The 19,573-nt window shown below is 59.4% G+C and carries 19 protein-coding genes and 1 other RNA gene; 12 read left to right on the top strand and 8 right to left on the bottom strand.

Features of this window, described 5'->3' with window-relative positions:
• Window positions 1-7: 7 nt before the first annotated feature.
• Together F6X24_RS19430 and F6X24_RS08710 are read right to left on the bottom strand one after the other, a co-directional pair.
• A complete protein-coding gene (locus F6X24_RS19430; protein WP_151087627.1) occupies window positions 8-370 on the bottom strand; it encodes a CapA family protein in 363 nt (120 codons plus the stop codon).
• Window positions 357-2,327 (bottom strand): DNA polymerase III subunit gamma/tau, encoded by a 1,971-nt coding sequence (locus tag F6X24_RS08710; RefSeq protein ID WP_151087628.1) that lies wholly within the window; start codon window positions 2,325-2,327, stop codon window positions 357-359. The genes F6X24_RS19430 and F6X24_RS08710 overlap by 14 nt, the downstream gene beginning before the upstream one ends.
• A 157-nt stretch (window positions 2,328-2,484) precedes the next feature.
• Between F6X24_RS08710 and ssrA the strand changes: the two genes are divergently transcribed.
• From ssrA to F6X24_RS08730, 4 genes are all read left to right on the top strand, one after another.
• Window positions 2,485-2,856, top strand: a transfer-messenger RNA (tmRNA) gene (ssrA, locus tag F6X24_RS08715).
• A 234-nt stretch (window positions 2,857-3,090) separates the two neighbouring features.
• Window positions 3,091-3,306, top strand: coding sequence for a hypothetical protein (locus tag F6X24_RS08720; RefSeq protein ID WP_151087629.1), 216 nt, complete (start codon window positions 3,091-3,093; stop codon window positions 3,304-3,306).
• A gap of 816 nt (window positions 3,307-4,122) precedes the next feature.
• Window positions 4,123-4,398 carry a hypothetical protein gene (locus tag F6X24_RS08725; protein ID WP_151087630.1) on the top strand — a complete coding sequence of 92 codons (276 nt, stop codon included), beginning with the start codon at window positions 4,123-4,125 and terminating at the stop codon, window positions 4,396-4,398.
• Between the two features lie 92 nt (window positions 4,399-4,490).
• On the top strand, window positions 4,491-4,904 hold the full coding sequence (locus tag F6X24_RS08730) for a hypothetical protein (protein ID WP_151087631.1): 414 nt from the start codon (window positions 4,491-4,493) through the stop codon (window positions 4,902-4,904).
• Between the two features lie 95 nt (window positions 4,905-4,999).
• Here the strand turns inward: F6X24_RS08730 and F6X24_RS08735 are convergent, their stop codons facing one another.
• The 5 genes from F6X24_RS08735 to F6X24_RS08755 all read right to left on the bottom strand — a co-directional run bounded on the left by F6X24_RS08735 (window position 5,000) and on the right by F6X24_RS08755 (window position 9,280).
• A complete protein-coding gene (locus F6X24_RS08735) occupies window positions 5,000-5,341 on the bottom strand; it encodes a hypothetical protein (protein ID WP_151087632.1) in 342 nt (113 codons plus the stop codon).
• Between the two features lie 53 nt (window positions 5,342-5,394).
• A complete protein-coding gene (gene uvsE / locus F6X24_RS08740; RefSeq protein ID WP_151087633.1) occupies window positions 5,395-6,372 on the bottom strand; it encodes a UV DNA damage repair endonuclease UvsE in 978 nt (325 codons plus the stop codon).
• A 63-nt stretch (window positions 6,373-6,435) separates the two neighbouring features.
• Window positions 6,436-7,092 carry a carboxypeptidase-like regulatory domain-containing protein gene (locus tag F6X24_RS08745; protein ID WP_191906520.1) on the bottom strand — a complete coding sequence of 219 codons (657 nt, stop codon included), beginning with the start codon at window positions 7,090-7,092 and terminating at the stop codon, window positions 6,436-6,438.
• A gap of 158 nt (window positions 7,093-7,250) precedes the next feature.
• A complete protein-coding gene (locus tag F6X24_RS08750; protein ID WP_151087635.1) occupies window positions 7,251-7,931 on the bottom strand; it encodes a hypothetical protein in 681 nt (226 codons plus the stop codon).
• A gap of 101 nt (window positions 7,932-8,032) precedes the next feature.
• Window positions 8,033-9,280, bottom strand: a complete 1,248-nt coding sequence (locus tag F6X24_RS08755) for a metallophosphoesterase (protein WP_151087636.1) — start codon at window positions 9,278-9,280, stop codon at window positions 8,033-8,035.
• 114 nt (window positions 9,281-9,394) lie between these two features.
• On the opposite strand from F6X24_RS08755, the gene radC reads away from it, so the two are divergent.
• The 7 genes from radC (at window position 9,395) to F6X24_RS08790 (ending at window position 16,926) form a co-directional block, all read left to right on the top strand.
• Window positions 9,395-10,150 (top strand): RadC family protein, encoded by a 756-nt coding sequence (gene radC / locus F6X24_RS08760; RefSeq protein WP_151087637.1) that lies wholly within the window; start codon window positions 9,395-9,397, stop codon window positions 10,148-10,150.
• 78 nt (window positions 10,151-10,228) lie between these two features.
• A complete protein-coding gene (locus F6X24_RS08765) occupies window positions 10,229-10,861 on the top strand; it encodes a DUF1684 domain-containing protein (RefSeq protein WP_151087638.1) in 633 nt (210 codons plus the stop codon).
• A gap of 124 nt (window positions 10,862-10,985) precedes the next feature.
• The gene (pheT, locus tag F6X24_RS08770; RefSeq protein WP_151087639.1) at window positions 10,986-13,418 is read left to right on the top strand and encodes a phenylalanine--tRNA ligase subunit beta; all 2,433 of its coding nucleotides are present in this window, start codon (window positions 10,986-10,988) and stop codon (window positions 13,416-13,418) included.
• A 121-nt stretch (window positions 13,419-13,539) separates the two neighbouring features.
• Entirely contained in the window at window positions 13,540-13,839 is a 300-nt protein-coding gene (locus F6X24_RS08775; protein WP_151087640.1) for a hypothetical protein, read from the top strand.
• A gap of 37 nt (window positions 13,840-13,876) precedes the next feature.
• Entirely contained in the window at window positions 13,877-14,170 is a 294-nt protein-coding gene (locus tag F6X24_RS08780; RefSeq protein ID WP_151087641.1) for a cell division protein ZapA, read from the top strand.
• Between the two features lie 130 nt (window positions 14,171-14,300).
• Window positions 14,301-16,001 (top strand): ribonuclease Y, encoded by a 1,701-nt coding sequence (rny, locus tag F6X24_RS08785; protein WP_151087642.1) that lies wholly within the window; start codon window positions 14,301-14,303, stop codon window positions 15,999-16,001.
• 73 nt (window positions 16,002-16,074) lie between these two features.
• Window positions 16,075-16,926, top strand: coding sequence for an N-acetylmuramoyl-L-alanine amidase (locus F6X24_RS08790; RefSeq protein ID WP_151087643.1), 852 nt, complete (start codon window positions 16,075-16,077; stop codon window positions 16,924-16,926).
• 61 nt (window positions 16,927-16,987) lie between these two features.
• Here F6X24_RS08790 and F6X24_RS08795 read toward each other — a convergent pair whose 3' ends face one another.
• Window positions 16,988-17,509, bottom strand: a complete 522-nt coding sequence (locus tag F6X24_RS08795; protein ID WP_151087644.1) for an acyl-CoA-binding protein — start codon at window positions 17,507-17,509, stop codon at window positions 16,988-16,990.
• A 153-nt stretch (window positions 17,510-17,662) separates the two neighbouring features.
• Here F6X24_RS08795 and asnB point away from each other — a divergent pair, with 153 nt between their 5' ends.
• Window positions 17,663-19,567 (top strand): asparagine synthase (glutamine-hydrolyzing), encoded by a 1,905-nt coding sequence (gene asnB, locus F6X24_RS08800; RefSeq protein WP_151087645.1) that lies wholly within the window; start codon window positions 17,663-17,665, stop codon window positions 19,565-19,567.
• The last annotated feature ends 6 nt before the right edge of the window (window positions 19,568-19,573 follow it).

Consider the following 19,573-nt stretch of genomic DNA (forward strand, 5'->3'; position numbering starts at 1 on the left):
TCGCTTTTTACTTCGCGACGAGTTTAGCTAGCGAAAGGTGAGTAAGCCCCAGGCTGCGCAGCCAAGCAGCCCAGCACGGCTGGCCCTGAAATACAAACGTTTTGCTCGCTGGCCAAGCCGAGTCAGTGAGGGGACATTCCAGATTGCCAACTACGTAACAGCTGCTGGCCCACAGCGCTTGGGTAGTGCGCCGTAAAGCAGCACTATCGCGGGCCAGCGCAGCCGGTACGGTGCGGGCCAATAGTACATCACCCACGATGCTCACCCGCAACAGTGGAGTAGCCAATTGTGGCCGACATCCCCTTAGCAACAGTAGCATAGGTACTATTACCTGATACGTGCTATTTGCTAATAGATTAAAAATCTGCATCTAGCCCCAGCCGCTGCTTCATTTCCTGCAAGGCCGGATACTTCTCGGCCAGGTAGGCAAATTTATCATTCGAGGTATAGAGCTTGCGGCCGGTGGGCACGGCGGTAGCAACCTCCGTCTGCACCGTAAGGCCGGGGTGGCCGGTGCGCCGCCGTAGCTCGGCCATAAACTCGGCCCGGAACTCGTTGAACTGCACCACCTGCACCGGGTTATCCACGGTGAGCGTGATAACGTGGCCCGCATCGGCCGCTACGGCGCGGTTGAGCACCATATAGTCGCTCATCTTTTCCTGGGCGCGGCGCTCGTCGGCCAGCTGCTGCCAAACACTGCGCAGCAGCTCGGGGGCAATGGGCGGCAGCGGGCCGGTAGGTGTGGCGGGCGTTGGTTCAGCAAGCGTGGTCGCCGGGCGGGCGGCCGGTGCGGCTGGCGTGCCCACATCGCGCAGGCCTGGCAGGCGATTGGGCAGACTACCCAAACCGGGCATCCTGGGAATGGACGAGCCAGCGGGCGCCGGGATGGGAGCAGGGCGCACATCGGTGGGCCGGTGGTTGGGCTCCAGGCCCTGCATACTCGGCCGGCCGGTTTCGACGTGTGGCAGGGTGTCGCGCACCTGGTGGCGCATTGTCACGGGCTCGGCCGGGGCTGGCTCGATGCTGGGCGTGGCATGCAGCTCGGCTACGCCGTTTTCGACCGGCAGCGGCTCTGGACCGTCAGCCGGGGCGTTGGTCTGGGGTTCTTCGGTGCTCGTTACGGGTTGCTGACCCAGGGCCGCCGGCCGGGCCGGGGCGGCTTCGGCTAAGCTGCTAGTTTTTTTTTTAGCCTCGCCGTTGCCGGCCGGCGTCAGGTCGCGCACAAATTGCACGGCGCCGTTGAGGTAAGCCAGCTTCATAAGCGCCAGCTCGACGTGCAGGCGCTGATTCTTGGCCTGCTTAAACTCGCGGTCGCACTGGCTTATCAGGTTCAGGGCCGACAGCAAGAAGGGCAGCGGCGCGGCCTGGGCCTGCCGCACGTACTGCTGCCGGATATTTTCCGACACCTCCAGCAGCTGCACTGTCACGGGGTCTTTGCACACCAGCAGCCCGCGCAGGTGCTCGGCCGTGCCCACCACAAAGTTGTGCAGGTCGAAGCCCTGCTGCATTACCGAATCGAGCAGTAGCAGCGCGGCCGACAGATTTTCGCGCAGCAGCGCCTCCACCAGCCGAAAATAGTAGTCGTAGTCCAGAATATGCAGGTTCTGCACTACCTCTTTGTACGTCAGGTTGTTGCCGGCAAATGTGACCTGCTGGTCAAACATCGACAGCGCGTCGCGCAGCCCGCCGTCGGCCTTCTGGGCCAGCAGGTGCAGGGCGTCGTCGTCGGCCGTTACGCCCTCACTGGTGGCCACGTAGCGCAGGTGCTCCCGAATATCTTCGACCCGAATCCGGTTAAAGTCGAATATCTGGCAGCGCGAGAGAATAGTAGGGATAATCTTGTGGCGCTCGGTAGTGGCCAGGATAAAGATGGCGTAGCCCGGCGGCTCCTCCAGCGTCTTCAAAAAGGCGTTGAAGGCCGCGTTCGAGAGCATGTGCACCTCGTCGATTATATAGATTTTATACCGGCCCTGCTGTGGGGCATAGCGCACCTGCTCTACCAGCGAGCGAATGTCCTCGACCGAGTTATTCGACGCCGCATCCAGCTCGTGCACATTGAACGAGGCATTTTCCTGGAAAGCCACGCACGAGGTGCACTGCCCGCAGGCCTCAGCTTCGGGCGTGAGGTTGGTGCAGTTGATGGTTTTGGCCAGAATGCGGGCGCAGGTGGTTTTGCCTACGCCCCGCGGCCCGCAAAACAGAAAGGCCTGGGCCAGGTGCTGGCTTTGAATAGCGTTTTGCAGGGTGGTAGTGACGTGCTGCTGCCCCACCACGCTACGGAACGTGGCCGGACGATACTTACGGGCCGAAACAACAAAATTTTCCATACGCGATACTTCACAAAGATACCTAGCCGCCAGGGTAGGGTAAGCGTGGGCTTGCCACCTGACCGCAACAAAATATCATCCCAAAACATTTACGCTACAAGCAGCGTATCTTTACGCTCCGCTTCTCTTGGGACGCGGGCTTTGTTCTTTCTAATTTGGGGCTGACCGGAATTGACAGCTTGCGCAAGCTGCGGGTAAGCGTGCCGGGAGTTGATGGAAGCTCTCCCGCCAAAAAATCTATCAAACAACAATCGGCGACTATTCGTACGCCATGGCTGCCTAGTTTAGAACTACGCACCGCCATCGTTCCGCCCGGGTAAGTTTTTACACCTGGGAGCACGGAGCGTCGTAAGTAGAAACTAGCTTTCGAAGAGCTGTGATTCGGAGGTGAAACCCAACTGCAGATAAGGGAATTTCAAGGGCCTGCTATGTGCCTGAAGTTCTTCGAAAATCCAAGCATAGCTACGCACGTAGAAAGCACGTTAGTTTCCTTGTCTGGACCAGGGTTCGAATCCCTGCAGCTCCACTGAAAACCCCGCTTCCGACTTGGAAGCGGGGTTTTTGTTTTTGTGCGAGATAAATACGCATCAACCCAAAAACCGCAGCAACAGTCTGCCCAGTTCATCCACTGTAAGGCGAGGCCGCGTCTGGGCAAAGAAGAGTTGGCAGGTCGTAAAAGAGCCCAGCACGCACAGCACTTATAAGAAGCGGGCAGGCTACTTTTACGACTTGCAAAAGTCACGAAAAACGTGTAGCTTCCTAAATGGAACAGCTACTCAAACTCCTCGCCCAGCACTGGCATCTGACTACCGACGACTACTGGCATTTGCGCCTGCTTTGCACGCTGTTGCTGGGGCCCATAGTAGGGGTGCTGTATCTCGTGTTTTTCGACAGGCGCACGCCTACCAAACCCCGCCTGGCCGCCGGCTCCCAGCCTGGTATGTGGGTAAGTAAGGAAGGGCTGCTGTTGAGCCAGTAAGGCTGCCAAACTACTACGGCCAGCAACCTTTGCCCGCCAAATGCAGGCTGCTCAACTCCTATGCTACCAGGCAGCGAAAAGCCTCCCCTTGTTTGGGGAGGCTTTTGCTTAACTCTGGTTTGGAAAAGGAACAGGTTGGAAAGGATACCCAGGTCAGTGGGAGTGTTGACAAATTTACTAGCTTTTGAGCTGCTAAAAAGGACACAACAGCCGTATTTGTGACATAGTATATTTTCTCTTTAGGTTAATAAAAGTCAAATTACTAATTGAATAAGTCAAATAAACCTCCTGCCTTTGTGCTATTATTGGTTAAGAAGTGGTTAACGGTTGAGTTATCAGTGCATGAAACAGAGTAGATTGTGACTTTGGATAGCTTTGCCGGGGTAAAAAACGGCTCTGCCTTCCAAAAGGCTATTACGCTGGCAAGAAGGAGTTTATATTTTAAATATATAACTTTTATAAAATACCAGTGTGGTTTGAGGAAAACACCGATGGAAACCGCCTTTTTCAGCCTACAGGTGCAGAAGTGCCTAACTTTCCTTGTAGTTGCGTTATGCATGTTTTTTAAGTTAGTAAGCTGAGTTATAACCCCATAGCTGGCCTGACAGGCGCGTAGGGAGAGGCTTTTTAGCTTATGGGATAACTTATTGTAAAACAATCTATTATTATGTATACAAGGTTGGGCTAAAAAGCTGGTAGAAATAAATGTCGGGATAATTAGCTAACAACCTGCCTGCTGCGCCGTATAAGGCTGGCAGCTTGGCTAAGCTTATTGCCAGTCGCATTCTTCAATTCTTTTCTTATTTCCACATTGCCATGAAATTCACCACCAGTTTCCTTGCCGCTGCTCTTGCAATTTGTTCAACGGCTGCTTTTGCCCAGACTACGCCTGGCACTACTGGCACCGGCTCTACCTCGGGCACTAGCGGCTCTACCAGCGGCACCATGCAGTCGGGCTCGACCAGCGGCACTATGTCGTCGGGCTCAATGAGCGACGGTAGCATGAGCGGTAGCTCGATGCACAAAGGCAAGCATATGAAGCATAAAAGCATGAAATCGACTAACGGCACCACTACAAAAACCAAAATGTAGTAGTCCGACGGCTGTTTCTGCCGTATAATGAGCCGGTTGGTCGTTGCAGACCAGCCGGCTCTTTTGGTTAATTCATTTTTTCTATATTGACTATGAAAACGTTGTTATTACTATTACTCGGCGTGACTGCGGGCACTGCCCACGCCCAAACAGTACCCTTCGATGCCACAGCCCCCATGCGGGGCGGCGCCCAAAACCAGACTTCGGTGCCGCCCGTGAACCCTGCGCTCAACCAGAGTACTATTCAGGGGCCTTCGCAGGTGCAGCGCACCACCAGCAGCTACGATGCGCAGCCCAGCCGCCAAGCGGTTGGCACGGCACCGGTAGCGGGCACCCCAGAGATGTCGCCTACGTCTGTGCCCGACGTGCGCGAGCAGCCACTCATTCCCCAGCGGCGGTCTACGCAGTCGAGTGATATTGTGCCCAGCCGTGGCGCCAGCTCCAGTACTATCAATCAGCGGCCGCATCCGGCGCCCCAGTCGTCGCCCGCTTCCACGCGGCCCTGACAGAAATGAATACGCTCTACCAGCGCTTGCTAACCGACAAAAGGCCAGGACCTCGAAAGAGAAGCCCCAGCCTTTTGTCGGTTAGCAGGCGCGATTTATTTGGCGGCGTGCGCCAGTAGCTCGTGGCCGTGGCGGCGCAGCGTATCGGCCAGTTTCAGCAGGTTGGCTTTGAGGTCGGGATTGGCGAGGTGGCTGACCTGGCTGGTTTGGTCGCCGAGCATGGTCAGCGAATTGCCGATGGCCGTTGCGCTCAGGCTGCCGCTGGTGAGCAGCGATTGCAGGTTGCCCATTTCGCGGGCAATGTCCTGCAGCTCGGGCTGGCCGCTTTGCAGAAACTGCTGCTGCCAGGTTTCGGTATTATCCATAGCTGAGCCCAGGGGTAAGCTGGTCAGGCCATTCTGCAACCCCGACAGGGTAGCGTGCAGGAGGTCATTCATAAAAAAGAAATTGGGAGAGGGTAAATAAAAGGGTGGGTGGAGACAGAGACCCTTTACGCAGGCCGGGCTTTAACGGCTGGCTGCCTGGCTGCTGTGCGCTCCGAGAAAGTGGGTGGCACGTAGCCTGCTGCCATACGGGGCAGCAGCCCAAGCTCGCGGAGGAGCTGTGCTGCACGCACTGCACTGGCCTCCTTGTCTTTGATTTCAAGCATTATATCCACGTCAAGCCCGTCGAGGTCGGTGAGAAAGCTGCGAAATAGCTCGGGCACCAGCGTATCAGTATGCTTGCCTTTGCGCTCGCCAGGGGCCTGCGAGCTATAGTCCATCATCAGTACGCCGTCGCGGGTGGGGTGCCAGGTAGCGGCGGCCAGGCGCAGGGCCTCGCGCATGGGCTCGCCGTGGTTGAGGCATTCGTGGTGAAAATTGTCGAATAGAATGGGTACGCCCGTCAGGTCGTGCAGGCTCAGGCACTCGCGCAGGCTGTAGAGGCGGTCATCGTTTTCGACTACCAGGCGTGCCTTCACGGCTGCGGGCAGGCGGGTATGGAAAGTGTCGGTCCAGCGGGCCAGGGCCGCGCCTTTGTCGCCGTAGGCGCCGCCGGCGTGAATCTGCAGCTTGGCCGTCGAGTCCAGCTCCATTAAATCGAGCATGGAGCCCTGATAAACCAGTTCGGCAATACTGCGCTGCACAATACCGGGGTCGGGCGAGTTGAGCACCACAAATTGGTCGGGGTGAAACGAGATGCGCAGTCCATGCCGCCGCACGTACTCCCCGATGGCCCGAAACTCGCTTTTAAAGTGCTGCTGCCACGGAAAGGTGTTGATTTCGTGCGAGCCGAATGGGACGATACCCGAGCCAATGCGAAAAAAGAGCAGCCCGTGCGCTACATTCCATTCCAGTATCTGCTGCAGGCAGGCCAGGTTGGCTGCTACAGTCGGCACCAGGCGCTCGGCCGAGTAGGAGGCGAGCCGGAAGGTGCCCGCCGCGCTGCACGGCAGCGTTTCATTTACGCAGGGATAGCCAATTTTCATCTCCTGGGCTTACGCCAAACCGGGGCCGCGCGTTATCAGCAATCAGCCGCTCCGTGCCGCTGGCTACTCATACCCCCGGTTGTCGCGGAAGGCTTTGTTGTATTCGGCTCGCTTCTGCTGGGCTTTTTCGGCGGCTTCGCGGGCTTTTATCTCCTCCATCTTGCGGCGCTCTTTGCCCTGGCGCGAAAACTGGTCGTAGAGCCAGTCTACGTTCGAGCCGCTGATGGTTGGGGCTTCGGGGCGCGGGGCGGTAGAGTCGACAGGAAACAGCGGCTTGGGCTTGGGCGCGCGCTTGGGCACTTTTACCACGGGCGGACTGGGGCGCTTCATATTGCGCAGGGCCCGGTTGATGATAGCCCGGTCGGGGCGGTCGGCGGTGATACGCACTTCGCCGAGCTGAATAGAGTCGCGCACCAGCTTTACCTGCACTACCAGCTGCGAGAGCGTGGTGTTGCCCAGCACCAGGCGGTGCGGCTTGTAGCCTATTGCCCGAAAAAGCAGGGTGTCGGACGAGAGCGCAGTCAGAAAAAAATCGCCCTGCGCATCGGCCACCACGCCGCGGTGCGTGCGCTGCACCTGCACGGTAGCCCCCGGAATAGGCTGTTTAGTCGAGCCCGCCGATACGGTGCCGCTGACGCGTACGGTAGGCAGCGGGCTGCCGGCCTGCGCCCACCCGCTGGTAGCTGAAAGGGCAGCACCAAGCACCAGGCTGATAGTCAAGAGCCTGCGCTTAAACAATAGAAGGACTGCCAGCAAAAACACGAATTCTTTAACGCAACTTTCTTGCAAAGCTGCCACCAAATGAGGCAAAAAAAACCCGCGTCGTTGCAGACGCGGGTTTTTTAGGGTCAGATAAGCAGTTTTCACCGCTCTACTGGCTACATCTTGGCTTTATTGCCCTCGGCATCTTTCACCTTCACTTTGCCGTTGTCTTTCACTTTCACTTTCGAGCCATCGGTCATCTTCGATTTGCCTTTTGCTACCATAGGGCCGGTGGCATCAGGGGCTTCTTCGGTGGTCGTGTTGGTCGTAGTAGTGGTCGACGTAGACGACGAAGGCATCGCCGCGCTGCTATCGGCCGAGGGCGTCGTGCTGCTGGAGGCCGCAGCCGACTGGTCGGTCGTGTCGAGGTTGTTTGACTCATCGTAAGTCGAGCGGTCCGACTCGTAGGCCTGGTACTGGGCCGGCACTACCAGAATGGTGCGGAATTCGGCGTCGGTATCCTTGTAGTACTGGCGGCGGGCGGCACCCAGGCCAGCCGTGTCGGCTTTGTACTTGGCCATCAGCGCGTCATAACGCTTCGAGCGGTTGTAGAACGCCTGCTGCAGCTTCTCCTTCGTAGCGGCATCGCTGATTTTCATGCGCGAAGCAAATTTGTCGGCCATGCGCGCGCCCCGCGTTTTGTATACAACATCGGAGGTAGTTGTGGTGGTCTTGGTAGCCGTCGAGTCGCCGGGCGCGGTAGTGGTCGTCGTGGCGGTATCAGTAGTTTTTTCCTGCGAGCAGGAGGCCAGGGAGATGGCCGTGGCGCTGGCTAGCAGCAACAGAACGTTTTTCATGGGAAAGGATTTTAAGAGCATAGGTGCTTGGGTGGGCGCTTTAACGCAGTCCGGGGCGGTGGGGTTGCCAGTAGGCCCTGTTTATCAGCGCCTACCGGCAGCTAGGCCCGGCGCAGCTCGAGCAGGGTTATCTCGGGCAGAAAGCCTACCCGACCGGGAAAGCCCAGGTAGCCCAGGCCCACATTGACGTAGAGCTTTTGCCGACCCTGCTCATAAAGGCCCACCCACTGCGGGTAAGAATACTGCACCGGGCTCCATTTAAAGCCCGGCAGATTTACCCCAAACTGCATACCGTGGGTGTGGCCGCTGAGGGTGAGGTCAATATCGGGGTAGCCTAATACCTGGGCTTCCCAGTGCGAGGGGTCGTGCGAGAGCAGCAGCTTAAACGGCGCCTGGCCGCTGGCCGCGTGTGCCTGGGCTAGGTTGCCATGCTTGGGAAAATTGGGGTGGGAGCTCCAGTTTTGTACGCCCAGCACCGCCAGCTCATCTGCCCCGCGCCGAATAGTGTGGCTTTCATCGAGCAGCAGGCGCCAGCCGATTTTGGCGTGGTAGCCGGCCAGCTGCTGTAAGTTTTGGCGCTTGGCTTCGGCGCTGGGCCAGGCCACGTAGTCGCCATAGTCGTGGTTGCCCAGAATGGAAAAGATAGGCAGGTCCGATTTAATGCCTGCCAGCGCCTCAATATGCGGCAGCACTTCTTCCGAGCGGTCGTTCACGAGGTCGCCGGTCATTACAACCAAGTCGGCGTGCTGGGCATTGATGAGGCGCACGGCCCGGCGCATCGGCTCGGTATTGCCATTAAAAGAGCCGGTGTGCAAGTCGGAGATTTGCAGAATTTTAAACCCATCGAACGACGCCGGCAGGTTGGGATAGCGCAGCACCACGCGGCGCACCTGATAGTCGGTTTTACCCTTCACCATGCCCCAGATAAGTGCCAGCAGCGGTATGGCCCCGAGACCCAGCGCCAGCCGGCTGATAAACTGGCTGCGCGTGAGCGGCGTTGCGCCAGGGTCGCCAGGCGTGGCTTCGCCAAAGCCGCGCGCGGCCCAGCGGCCCAGCCGGGTCAGGTCTTCGAGCAGCAGCGGAAAAATGACAACCAGCTTGGCCGCCAGCAGCAGGAGCGGCGCAGCCAGCAGGTAGCTTTTAACGGCCACAGCCCCATCGTGGCGGGTAGCCGCTGCCCAGAAGCACAGCGCCCACAGCCCCAAGGTAAGCGCCCAATAGCTGATGGCGAAGCCGCGCCGGCCTGCGGCCGTGGCCGGCGCGAAAGCCGTGCGCACGGCCACGTAGCCATAAGCTTCAGCTACGAGGATGAGGAAAAATAGTGCCCAGAAAACAAGTCGATTTTGCATATAGAAAGGCCAAACGGCCGGCCGCTATTTTGGTTGAGGCGAAAGCGGCCACCGGCCGGATTGACGCACGGCCCGGAAATTTATTTTACTTTGCGCTTATAGCGCCATTTTACTATGCTTCCAACTGCTTCCTCTGCGGCCGATGAGCCCGACGACCTGCTTGCCCCCGCGCCCTATGTGCCGCCCACCAGCTTCGGCATTAAAAGCTGGGCTGAGGAAGACCGGCCCCGCGAAAAAATGGTGCAGAAAGGGCGTGCCGCGCTCTCCGATGCCGAGCTGCTGGCCATCCTGCTTGGCTCCGGCACCACCAAGCTCACGGCTGTTGATGTAGGGATGCTGATGCTGCAGGCAGTTGATAATGATTTAAATGAGTTGGCGCGCCTCAGCATCAAGCAGCTATGCCGCCACCCCGGCGTGGGGCCGGCCAAAGCCATTACAGTAGTGGCCGCACTGGAGCTGGGCCGCCGCCGCAAGGAGCAGGGCGCGGGCCGCCGCACCACCATCAGCAGCTCACGCGATATCTACCAGCTGGTGCGGCCTGGCTTGCAGGACCTGCCGCACGAGGAGTTTTGGGTAATTCTGCTCAACCGGGCCAATGTGGTGATGCGCCAGGAAAAAATCAGCAGCGGCGGCGTGGCCGGTACCGTGGCCGACCCCAAGCTGATTTTCAAGCAGGCACTCGAAAACCTGGCCAGCAGCATTATCCTAGTGCATAACCACCCCAGCGGCAACCGCAACCCCAGCGCCGCCGATATTTCGCTGACCAAAAAGCTCAGGGAAGCCGGCAATTTTCTCGATTTGCCCATTCTCGACCACCTTATTTATACCGATAATGGCTACTACAGCTTCGCCGATGAAGGCATGCTGTAGGAGAAGAGGAGCGCGGAACTCCGCTTTTTCGGTCGGACTTTTGCCGGCAGGCTTCCCGGTGGGAGGATTGGCTAAATTATGCTGCTCATGCGCAAGATTCCGCTTCTGGCCGGCCTGCTGGCTGCTATCGGCTTGTTAATATATAACTTTTCGGATACCGAGCCGGCCTCTAAAACGGATGCCGGCTACGCTGCCCAGCTGCGCCAGGCGCGGCAGCAAAAGGACAACGCCTTTCGCACGGCCCCTACTTCCCCCATTCCGCCGGCCCGGCGGGCGGCATTCGGGGGCCTGCGCTACTTCAGGCCCGATGCGGCCTACCGCGTAACGGCCCGCCTCAGCCGGTCGGCCGGGCTGGTACCGCTGCCGCTGGCCCTCACCGGCGGCTCGGCCGATGCCTACACCCGCTGGGGCACCGCCGGGTTTGAGCTGAACGGCCAGCCCCAGAAGCTAGTACTGCTGCAAAAGCAGGGCGACAGCCAGGAGCTGTTCGTGCCCTTCACCGACCCCACCAATGGCCGCCAGACCTACGCCGGCGGCCGCTACCTCGACCTGCCGCTGCCCGCGCCCGAGGCTAGCGAAATCGTACTCGACTTCAACGCCGCGTACAGCCCGTTTTGTGCCTACAACCACGACTACAGCTGCCCCCGGCCGCCCGCCGATAACCGCCTGACGGTGCCCGTGCTGGCCGGCGAGCAGCTGGTGCCGCAGTAGCGCGCCTGGCGCTTTGCTGGTTAGCCTGGAAATTTACGGGATTATAGAAATAAACAGCCTACTTGTCGGCGGCCAGTAACTTTGTAGCCTGCGTGCGGCCGCTTCAGGGCCGGCGCTTTCCCGCATGACTATCTCCTTCGACTGGCTTAAAACCTTATTCCCCACTTCGTTGCCCGCGGCCGAAGTAGGCGCTTTGCTCACCGGCTCGGGCCTCGAAGTCGAGAGCCTGCACGAGCTGGAAAGCATTCCGGGCGGCCTGCGCGGCGTGGTGCTGGGCACCGTGCTCACCTGCGAGCGCCACCCCGACGCCGATAAGCTCAGCCTTACGACCGTAAGCGTGGGCGACGAAACGCCCCGTCAGATTGTGTGTGGAGCCCCCAACGTGGCAGCCGGGCAGCGCGTAGTCGTGGCGCTGGAAGGTGCCATGCTGCATCCCAGCCAGGGCGAGCCATTCAAAATTAAAAAGTCGAAAATCCGCGGGGCAGCTTCCGAGGGCATGCTTTGTGCCGAAGACGAAATCGGCCTGGGGCAGTCGCACGCCGGCATCCTGGTGCTCGATACCGACCTGCCAGATGGCACGCCGGCCGCCACGTATTTCGGCCTCGGCTCCGATACCGTGTTTGAAATTGGTCTCACGCCCAACCGGGCCGACGCGGCTTCGCACTACGGGGTGGCCCGCGAGCTGCGCGCCCTGCTGGGCCAGCCCGCGCACCTGCCCGACGTGAGCGCCTTCGCGGCTCCCGCCACCGGCGAGAATATCGGTGTTACGCTTGAGGACGACCAGGCCTGCCCGCGCTACGCCGGCCTGCTGCTCGATAACGTGCAGGTAGGCCCCTCGCCCGAGTGGCTCCAGCACCGGCTACGCAGCATTGGCCTCTCGCCGATTAATAACGTGGTGGATGTCACCAATTTCGTGCTCCACGAGCTGGGCCAGCCCCTGCACGCCTTTGATGCCGACCAGCTTGCCGGCGGCCAGATTCGCGTGAAGCGCGCCGAAGCGGGCGAGAAGTTTATAACCCTCGACGGCGTTGAGCGCAGCCTGCAGGCCGATGACCTCGTCATCGCCAATGCCCAGGGTACCCCGATGGCCCTGGCCGGCGTGTTTGGGGGCAAAACCTCGGGTGTGAGTGCCGGTACCACCCGCGTATTTCTGGAAAGTGCCTATTTCGCGCCGGCCGTGGTGCGCCGCACCAGCCAGACGCACGGCCTCAAAACCGATGCGTCGTTCCGCTACGAGCGCGGTACCGACCCCTACATGGTGCCCACGGCCCTGCGCCGCGCTGCGCTGCTGCTGCAAGAGGTAGCCGGCGCCAGGGTTGCCGCGCCGGTGGTCGACGAGTTTCCGCACGCCATCCCCAACAGCCAGGTGCGTTTGCGCCTCGACCGCGTAGCCCGGCTTATCGGCCAGGAAATAGGGCCGGAGCGCATCCGGGAAATCCTGACCGGGCTGGGTATTAAAATTGAGCAGGAAATTTCGACCCACGGCCAGGCGCCAACCTGGCTGCTTGCCGTACCGCCTTATAAGGTGGACGTGACCCGCGAAGCCGACGTAATCGAGGAAATACTGCGCATCTACGGCTTCAACAACGTGGCGCTGCGGCCCCACAACGCAGCCTCGTTCCTCTCGCCCTTCCCTAACCCCGACCCCGAGGTGGTGCGCCAGAAAGTAGCCAGCCTGCTTAGCGGCCAGGGCTTTTCAGAAATCATTACCAACTCGCTCACCAACGCGCAGTACTTCGAGCAGGCCACCGCGCCCGATGAGGCGCTGGTGCGGATTCTGAACTACAACAGCCAGGACCTGAACGTGATGCGGCCCACGCTGCTGCACTCGGGCCTCGAAGTGGTGCGCCACAACCTCAACCGCCGGCAGCGCGACCTCAAGCTCTATGAGTTTGGCAAAACCTACCAGCGCACGGCCGCTGGCAAATATGCAGAAAAAACTATATTAGGCCTGTGGCTGACCGGCGCGGCTTCGGCCGAAACCTGGCAGCACCCGACCCGGAAGACTACCTTTCACGATGCGGCCGGGGCCGTGCAGCAGGTACTGGCGGCGCTGGGCCACGCGCAGGCCACACCGCAGCCTACTCCGCATGCCTACCTGGCCGGGGGCCTCACGCTGCTGGCGCAAAACCAGCCGGTAGGCAGCGTCGGGGCCGTATCGCCGGCCGTGCTCAAGCGCCTCGACGTAAGCCAGCCCGTGTGGTACGCCGAGCTGGACTGGGATTGGCTGCTCAAAAAGTACAAGGCGAGCCTCACCGCCCGCGAGCTGCCCCGGTTTCCGGAGGTGCGCCGCGACTTGTCGCTGGTAGTCGACCAGGGCGTGACGTTCGAGCAGCTGCGCACCATTGCTCAGCGCACCGAGAAGAAGCTGCTGCAAGACCTCAACGTATTTGATGTGTACGAAGGCCCCAACCTGGGCGCGGGCAAAAAATCATACTCGGTGAGCTTTACCCTGCTCGACCCCACCCAGACGCTGACCGAGCAGGCTATCGACCAGACCATGCAGCGCCTTATTCAGCAGTTCGAAAAGCAGGCCGGGGCTCTCATTCGGAAGTAGCCGATAACCTCAACGGGTAAATAATGCGTGAAAAGCCCGCTGCTTTAGCGGGCTTTTCCGCGGCCTGGTTAGGGCTGCGTGCGTTCGGGCACTACCTTCGCGGGCTAAACCATCTCTTTTTGTGGCCTCGTCTCAACAACTTGCACAGCTTGACCGCCTGGAGCGACAGGTAACCACCTTAGTGGCTGCCTACCAGCAGCTGCGCGAGGAGCTGGCCGATGCCCATACCACCATTGAACACCTGCGGGCCGACGAGCGCGAGCGAGAAAAACAGCTGCGCGAGTATCAAAACCAGGAAAACATTGTTAAACTTGTCCAGACTATAGCCGGCGGGGAACCCACCCAGGCCAACGAGCTGAAACAACGCCTCAACGAATACATCCGCGAACTAGATAAGTGCCTTGCCTATTTGAGGGAATAACCTGCCTTCTCATATGAAATCCTTATTTGCTCTCTAAATGAACGACTTAGCTATTAAAATTCGCATTGCCGAGCGCGACTATCCCATGCGGGTGGCCGTGGCCGACGAAGAGCGCCTGCGCCTGGCCGGCCGGCAGCTCAGCGAAAAGCTGCGCGAGTTTCGGGAGCAGTACGGCATTCAGGACAAACAAGACCTGCTGGCGATGGTAGCCCTCGCCACAATGGCTGACTCATTGAAAGTTAGCAAAGAAAAGGATGGAACCGATGCAGCCCTGACCGAGCGCCTGGCGCGCCTCGACGAGCTGCTCACTGGCGTGGTGCTGGCGGCCTAGCGACCGAGCTGCACCCATACTGTTTCGTTGGCCCGGCCGGGCGCACCGAAGGCGAGTGGCCTTCTACTGCGTTTCGGTTCCGGGTTTTTGCCGTAGCTATGGTTTTGATTCACTTCATTTCCATAACTTCATGTCTCTTATACTTTTATATTGTGCGGTAGCCGCCATCGTCGCCCTGGTGGCGGGCGTGGTGGTGGGCCGCCAGCTAGCGGGCAAAGCCCGCCAAGACCTGGAAGGGCAGGCGCAGGCCAAAGCCCGTCAGATTCTCGAAGAAGCCGAAGCGCAGGCCAACCGCACCCGCGATGAGCGTATCCAGCAGTCGAAAGACAAGTTTCGTAGCCTCAAGAACGAATACGACCAGGAGCAGAAGCGCCAGCGGCGCGAGTTTGAGCAGGAAACCCAGCGCCTCAAAGCCGCGCTGGAGCAGGAGCTGACCGAGCGCCGGCAGGGCGTGCTGGCCCAGGAGCAGAGCATCAAGCACCTCACCGATACTACCCAGAAGCAGCTGGAACAGCTGCAGCACAAGGAAAAGGAGCTGGAAGCCACCCGCGAAAAGCTGCAGGCTGATGCCGAGCACCACCGCACCCGCTTCGAACAGCAGGAAGAAAAGCGCCAGCAGAAGCACGAAACGGCGCTGGCCGACCTGCAAGCCCGCCAACAGCAGGCCGACGAGCAGCTGCACGAGGTGCAAAGCCAGCTCGAAAAGGTAGCCGGCCTCACGGCTGCCGAAGCCCGCGAGCAGCTCGTGGAAAGCCTGCGCAACGAGGCGCAGCTGCAAGCCAGCTCCTACATCAAGGACACCGTGGCGCAAGCCAAGCTCACGGCTACCAAAGACGCCAAGAAAGTAGTGCTCGAAACCATTCAGCGCACGGCTTCGGAACACGCGATTGAAAACTGCGTGTCGGTCTTCAATATTGAAAGCGACGACGTAAAAGGCAAAATCATCGGCCGCGAGGGCCGCAACATTCGCGCCCTGGAAGCTGCCACGGGCGTTGAGGTGATTGTGGACGATACGCCCGAGGCCATCATCATCTCGGGCTTCGACCCGGTGCGCCGCGAAATAGCCCGCCTCTCACTGCACCTGCTGGTGAAGGATGGTCGTATTCACCCGGCCAGGGTGGAAGAGATTGTGGCCAAGACGACCAAGAAAATCGAGGAGGAAATCATCGAAATCGGCGAGCGCACGGTTATCGACCTTGGCATTCACGGCCTGCACCCCGAGCTTATCCGAATGGTGGGCCGGATGCGCTTCCGCTCCAGCTACGGCCAGAACCTGCTTCAGCACAGCCGCGAGGTGGCCAACCTCTGTGCCACGATGGCCGCCGAGCTGGGCCTCAACGTGAAGCACGCCCGCCGCGCCGGCCTGCTCCACGATATCGGCAAGGTGACTACCGAGGAGCCCGAGCTGCCCCACGCCATTCTGGGCATGGAAATGGCCAAAAAATACAAGGAGCACCCCGACGTGGTAAACGCCATCGGCGCTCACCACGATGAGATTGAGATGACGGCCCTGATTTCACCCATTGTGCAGGCCTGCGACGCTATTTCGGGCTCGCGCCCCGGCGCCCGCCGCGAGATGATGGAAAGCTACATCAAGCGGCTCAAGCAGTTGGAAGAAACGGCCAGTGCCTTCAAGGGGGTCAACCAGACCTACGCCATTCAGGCCGGCCGCGAGCTGCGGGTGATTGTCGATGCCGAGAACGTGAGCGATGAGCGGGCCGGTGAGCTGAGCTTCGAGATTTCGCAAAAAATCGAAAAGGAAATGCAGTACCCCGGCCAGATTAAAGTGACGGTTATCCGGGAAATGCGCTCGGTGGCGTATGCCAAGTAACCTTTCCAAATGACAAAACAGAACGTCATGCTGAGCTTGCGCAGCATGACGTTCTGTTTTAAGTACTGGTCTTATGAAAAAAATGACTATGCTACTAGCGCTGGCGGGGGTGGCTACTGCCTGCGTTCGTAATCCCTACGCCGCGACCAACAAAGTGTACCGTCGGCAGGCCAAAGCCTTTGCCCGGCAGCTGCAAGCCCAGCCGGCCGCGCCGGCCGACAGCCTGCCCGCCACTCCGTATTGGGTAGGTACCGTCAATTTTAATCTGCGCAAGCCCAACTACGTCATCATCCACCACACGGCGCAGAAAAGTACCGAGCAGACTCTCAAAACGTTTGCTCAGACGAAGACGCAGGTAAGTGCGCACTACGTAATCGGCCGTGATGGCCAGGTGTACCATCTGCTCAGCGACTACCTGCGTGCCTGGCATGGCGGGGTGGCGCGCTGGGGCAGCATCACCGATATCAACTCTGTTTCGATTGGTATTGAGCTGGATAACGACGGCACCGAGCCGTTTCAGGCCGCGCAGCTGGCCAGCCTGCTGAAAGTGCTGGGCAGCCTGAAGCGGGCATACAATATTCCGGTAGCCAATTTTATCGGCCACGGCGATATTGCCCCCACGCGCAAAAGCGACCCGAGCGCCCTGTTTCCCTGGCAAAAGCTGGCGGCGCGCGGCTTTGGCCTCTGGTACGATGCGGCGGTGCTTAGCGATACTACTGCCGCGCCCTTCGCTTCCGACTCGCTGGGCCGGCCGCTGCCGGGCCTTACCCCCCGCGAAGCCCTGCGCATTATCGGCTACGACACCCAGGATTTGCCCGCCGCCATCAGCGCCTTCAAGCGCCATTTTGTCCAAACCGATACCCGCCCGACCCTGACCGAGCTGGACCGACGTATTATTTATAATATATATCGAAAATCCTTGTGATAGCAGGCTAAAAGCCGCTCTGACCTGGAGTAAGCTCTTTGTCAAAGCGGCTTTGCCCTATCTACTGATTGCCTTTTAGCTTATCCTCACCGCCGTAGGGCGCGCCGGCGGTAATGTCGCCCCGCAGGCCGCCCGTGCTTTCGCCGGGACCGAAGTCGGCCTGCCGCGAAACCGTATCGTTCTCTTTGCCGGTTGGCAGCGGCGCATCGGGGGCTAAGGGCGCATTAGTAAGCGCATCGGTGGGCACAGCGCCGGCGTCGGAGCCGCCGTTCGGGTTGCTGCCAGTCAGCTCAGCTACCTGGGCTACATACTGGCGCTTGGCTTCGTCCTCGGGCAGGCCTTTGTACTTATCCCACGAGTCCCACTGCGCTTGCGAAAGGCCCGCCGGCCCACTGGCTTGGTTGGCTCCCTCGGCATCCACTTCATTATGCTTCATATTGACATCGCCTTCCGTGGCCTGTTTGTAGAGGCCATAAAGCGCTGTCATGTGCTGCGAGGCAGTATCGGCCGGTAAGTTGTTGACTTGCTGCACGGCAGCTTCAAATTCCTGTTGTAAGCTCATGGAAAAGGGGAGGGGAGACATAGTGGGTAAAACGGAAAAGAGTCAGCGCCTTTTCCCAGCTGGCTTTACTAGTAGAAGAGGCCTCAGGTTACGCTTCTCACTTCCATAAACGAGGGTACTCTTCCTATAGCGCACCCATGAGCCTTGGTTGAGCCCTATCTTTGCGGCCTAGCTATGTGTGGAATAACCGGCGCCTACGCCTTCTCCGATTCCGGCCGTTCGGCCCTGACCCGCTTGCAGGCGGCCACCGACGCCATTGTGCGCCGCGGGCCCGACTCGCAGGGGCATTTCGTGTACGACCAGTGTGGCCTGGGTTTTCGGCGGCTGGCCATTCTCGACCTCTCGGCCGATGGCAACCAGCCGATGACCGATGCCTCGGGTCGCTACACTATTGTATTTAACGGGGAGATATTTAACTTTCGTGAGCTGCGCGAAAAGCTGGTTAGAAAAGGCTATCAGTTTCATTCACAGACCGATACCGAAGTAATTCTTAATCTCTATATCAGCGAAGGCCGGGGATTCATCAAAAAGCTTAATGGCTTTTTTGGCTTCGCGATTTATGATAAGGAAGAGAACTCGCTGTTCATCGCCCGCGACCGCTACGGCGTAAAGCCGCTACACGTGTACCGCGACGAAGACCAGCTGCTGTTTGGCTCCGAGCTGAAGTCGCTGCTGGCGCTGGGCGTGCCGCGCAAGCTCGATTACGTAGCGCTCAGCCAGTACCTGCAGCTCAACTATATTCCGGGGCCGGCTACCATTTTTAAGGGAGTGAAGAAGCTGCTGCCCGGCCACTATCTCTTTATCCAGGGTGATAAAGTAGTGCGCAAGCGCTGGTATAAGATACCCTACGACCCCAAAAAGGTCGCTAAAAACAAGCTTACTTACGACGAGCAGCAGAAAAAGCTGGTGACGCTCATGGACGAAGCCGTGGAGCGCCGGCTCGTGGCCGACGTGCCGCTGGGCTCCTTCCTGAGCGGGGGCATCGACTCGAGCGTGGTAACGGCCCTGGCTACCCGCCACACGCCGCACCTCAACACGTTCAGCATCGGCTTCCGCGACGAGCCTTTCTTCGATGAAACCAAGTACGCCAACCTGGTAGCGAAGATGCACAACACCAATCATACGGTGTTCTCACTGAGCAACAACGACTTGTACGAGCACATCTTTCAGATGCTCGACTACTTCGACGAGCCGTTTGCCGATTCCTCGGCCCTGGCCGTTCATATTCTCAGCCAGCGCACCCGCCAGCACGTAACGGTGGCGCTGAGCGGCGACGGCGCCGACGAGATTTTTGGCGGCTACAACAAGCACATGGGCGATTTCCGGGTGCGGCAGGGCGGCTTTAAGGCCGAAGCCGTTACCGGCCTGAACTTGCTCTGGGATATTCTGCCCAAGTCGCGCAACTCGTACTTCGGCAATAAAATCCGGCAGTTCCAGCGCTTCTCGCGCGGCATGCTCAGCGGCCCCAAAGACCGGTACTGGGACTGGGCCAGCTTTGCCTCTGAAAAGGAAGCTACCAGCCTGCTCAGCCCCGCCAGCCGCCAGAAAGTAGGCAAGAAGCTGGCCGCCAAGCGCCGTAAGGACATCCTGGAGAACATTCACGCCGATGGCGACCTCAACGAGGTGCTGCTCACCGATACGCAGCTGGTGCTACCCTACGACATGCTCACCAAGGTCGACCTGATGAGCATGGCTAATTCGCTGGAAGTCAGAACTCCGTTTCTGGACTATAAGGTGGTTAACTTCGCCTTCTCGCTGCCCGTCAGCAGCAAGGTTGATGGCACGATGAAGAAGAAAATCGTGCAGGATGCCTTCCGGCCCATGCTGCCCCCCGAGCTCTACGACCGCCCCAAGCACGGCTTCGAGGTACCGCTGCTAAAGTGGATGCGCGGCGAGCTGCGCCCCCTCATCGAGCAGGACCTGCTGGCGGATGAGTTCGTGGCCGGCCAGGGCATTTTCGATGTGGCGGCCGTGCAAAAGCTAAAAAAACAGCTGTTTTCAAATAATCCGGGCGACGCGCACGCCCGCATCTGGGCCCTTATCGTGTTCCAGTACTGGTGGAAACATTATATGGCATAGGTCATT

Source organism: Hymenobacter baengnokdamensis (assembly GCF_008728635.1).
GTDB classification, from domain to species: domain Bacteria; phylum Bacteroidota; class Bacteroidia; order Cytophagales; family Hymenobacteraceae; genus Hymenobacter; species Hymenobacter baengnokdamensis.

Coding starts and splice junctions, on each gene's coding strand:
- F6X24_RS19430 (WP_151087627.1), bottom strand. CDS start 370: ATGCAGATTTTTAATCTATTAGCAAATAGCACGTATCAGGTAATAGTA.
- F6X24_RS08710 (WP_151087628.1), bottom strand. CDS start 2,327: ATGGAAAATTTTGTTGTTTCGGCCCGTAAGTATCGTCCGGCCACGTTC.
- F6X24_RS08720 (WP_151087629.1), top strand. CDS start 3,091: ATGGAACAGCTACTCAAACTCCTCGCCCAGCACTGGCATCTGACTACC.
- F6X24_RS08725 (WP_151087630.1), top strand. CDS start 4,123: ATGAAATTCACCACCAGTTTCCTTGCCGCTGCTCTTGCAATTTGTTCA.
- F6X24_RS08730 (WP_151087631.1), top strand. CDS start 4,491: ATGAAAACGTTGTTATTACTATTACTCGGCGTGACTGCGGGCACTGCC.
- F6X24_RS08735 (WP_151087632.1), bottom strand. CDS start 5,341: ATGAATGACCTCCTGCACGCTACCCTGTCGGGGTTGCAGAATGGCCTG.
- uvsE (WP_151087633.1), bottom strand. CDS start 6,372: ATGAAAATTGGCTATCCCTGCGTAAATGAAACGCTGCCGTGCAGCGCG.
- F6X24_RS08750 (WP_151087635.1), bottom strand. CDS start 7,931: ATGAAAAACGTTCTGTTGCTGCTAGCCAGCGCCACGGCCATCTCCCTG.
- F6X24_RS08755 (WP_151087636.1), bottom strand. CDS start 9,280: ATGCAAAATCGACTTGTTTTCTGGGCACTATTTTTCCTCATCCTCGTA.
- radC (WP_151087637.1), top strand. CDS start 9,395: ATGCTTCCAACTGCTTCCTCTGCGGCCGATGAGCCCGACGACCTGCTT.
- F6X24_RS08765 (WP_151087638.1), top strand. CDS start 10,229: ATGCTGCTCATGCGCAAGATTCCGCTTCTGGCCGGCCTGCTGGCTGCT.
- pheT (WP_151087639.1), top strand. CDS start 10,986: ATGACTATCTCCTTCGACTGGCTTAAAACCTTATTCCCCACTTCGTTG.
- F6X24_RS08780 (WP_151087641.1), top strand. CDS start 13,877: ATGAACGACTTAGCTATTAAAATTCGCATTGCCGAGCGCGACTATCCC.
- rny (WP_151087642.1), top strand. CDS start 14,301: ATGTCTCTTATACTTTTATATTGTGCGGTAGCCGCCATCGTCGCCCTG.
- F6X24_RS08790 (WP_151087643.1), top strand. CDS start 16,075: ATGAAAAAAATGACTATGCTACTAGCGCTGGCGGGGGTGGCTACTGCC.
- F6X24_RS08795 (WP_151087644.1), bottom strand. CDS start 17,509: ATGTCTCCCCTCCCCTTTTCCATGAGCTTACAACAGGAATTTGAAGCT.
- asnB (WP_151087645.1), top strand. CDS start 17,663: ATGTGTGGAATAACCGGCGCCTACGCCTTCTCCGATTCCGGCCGTTCG.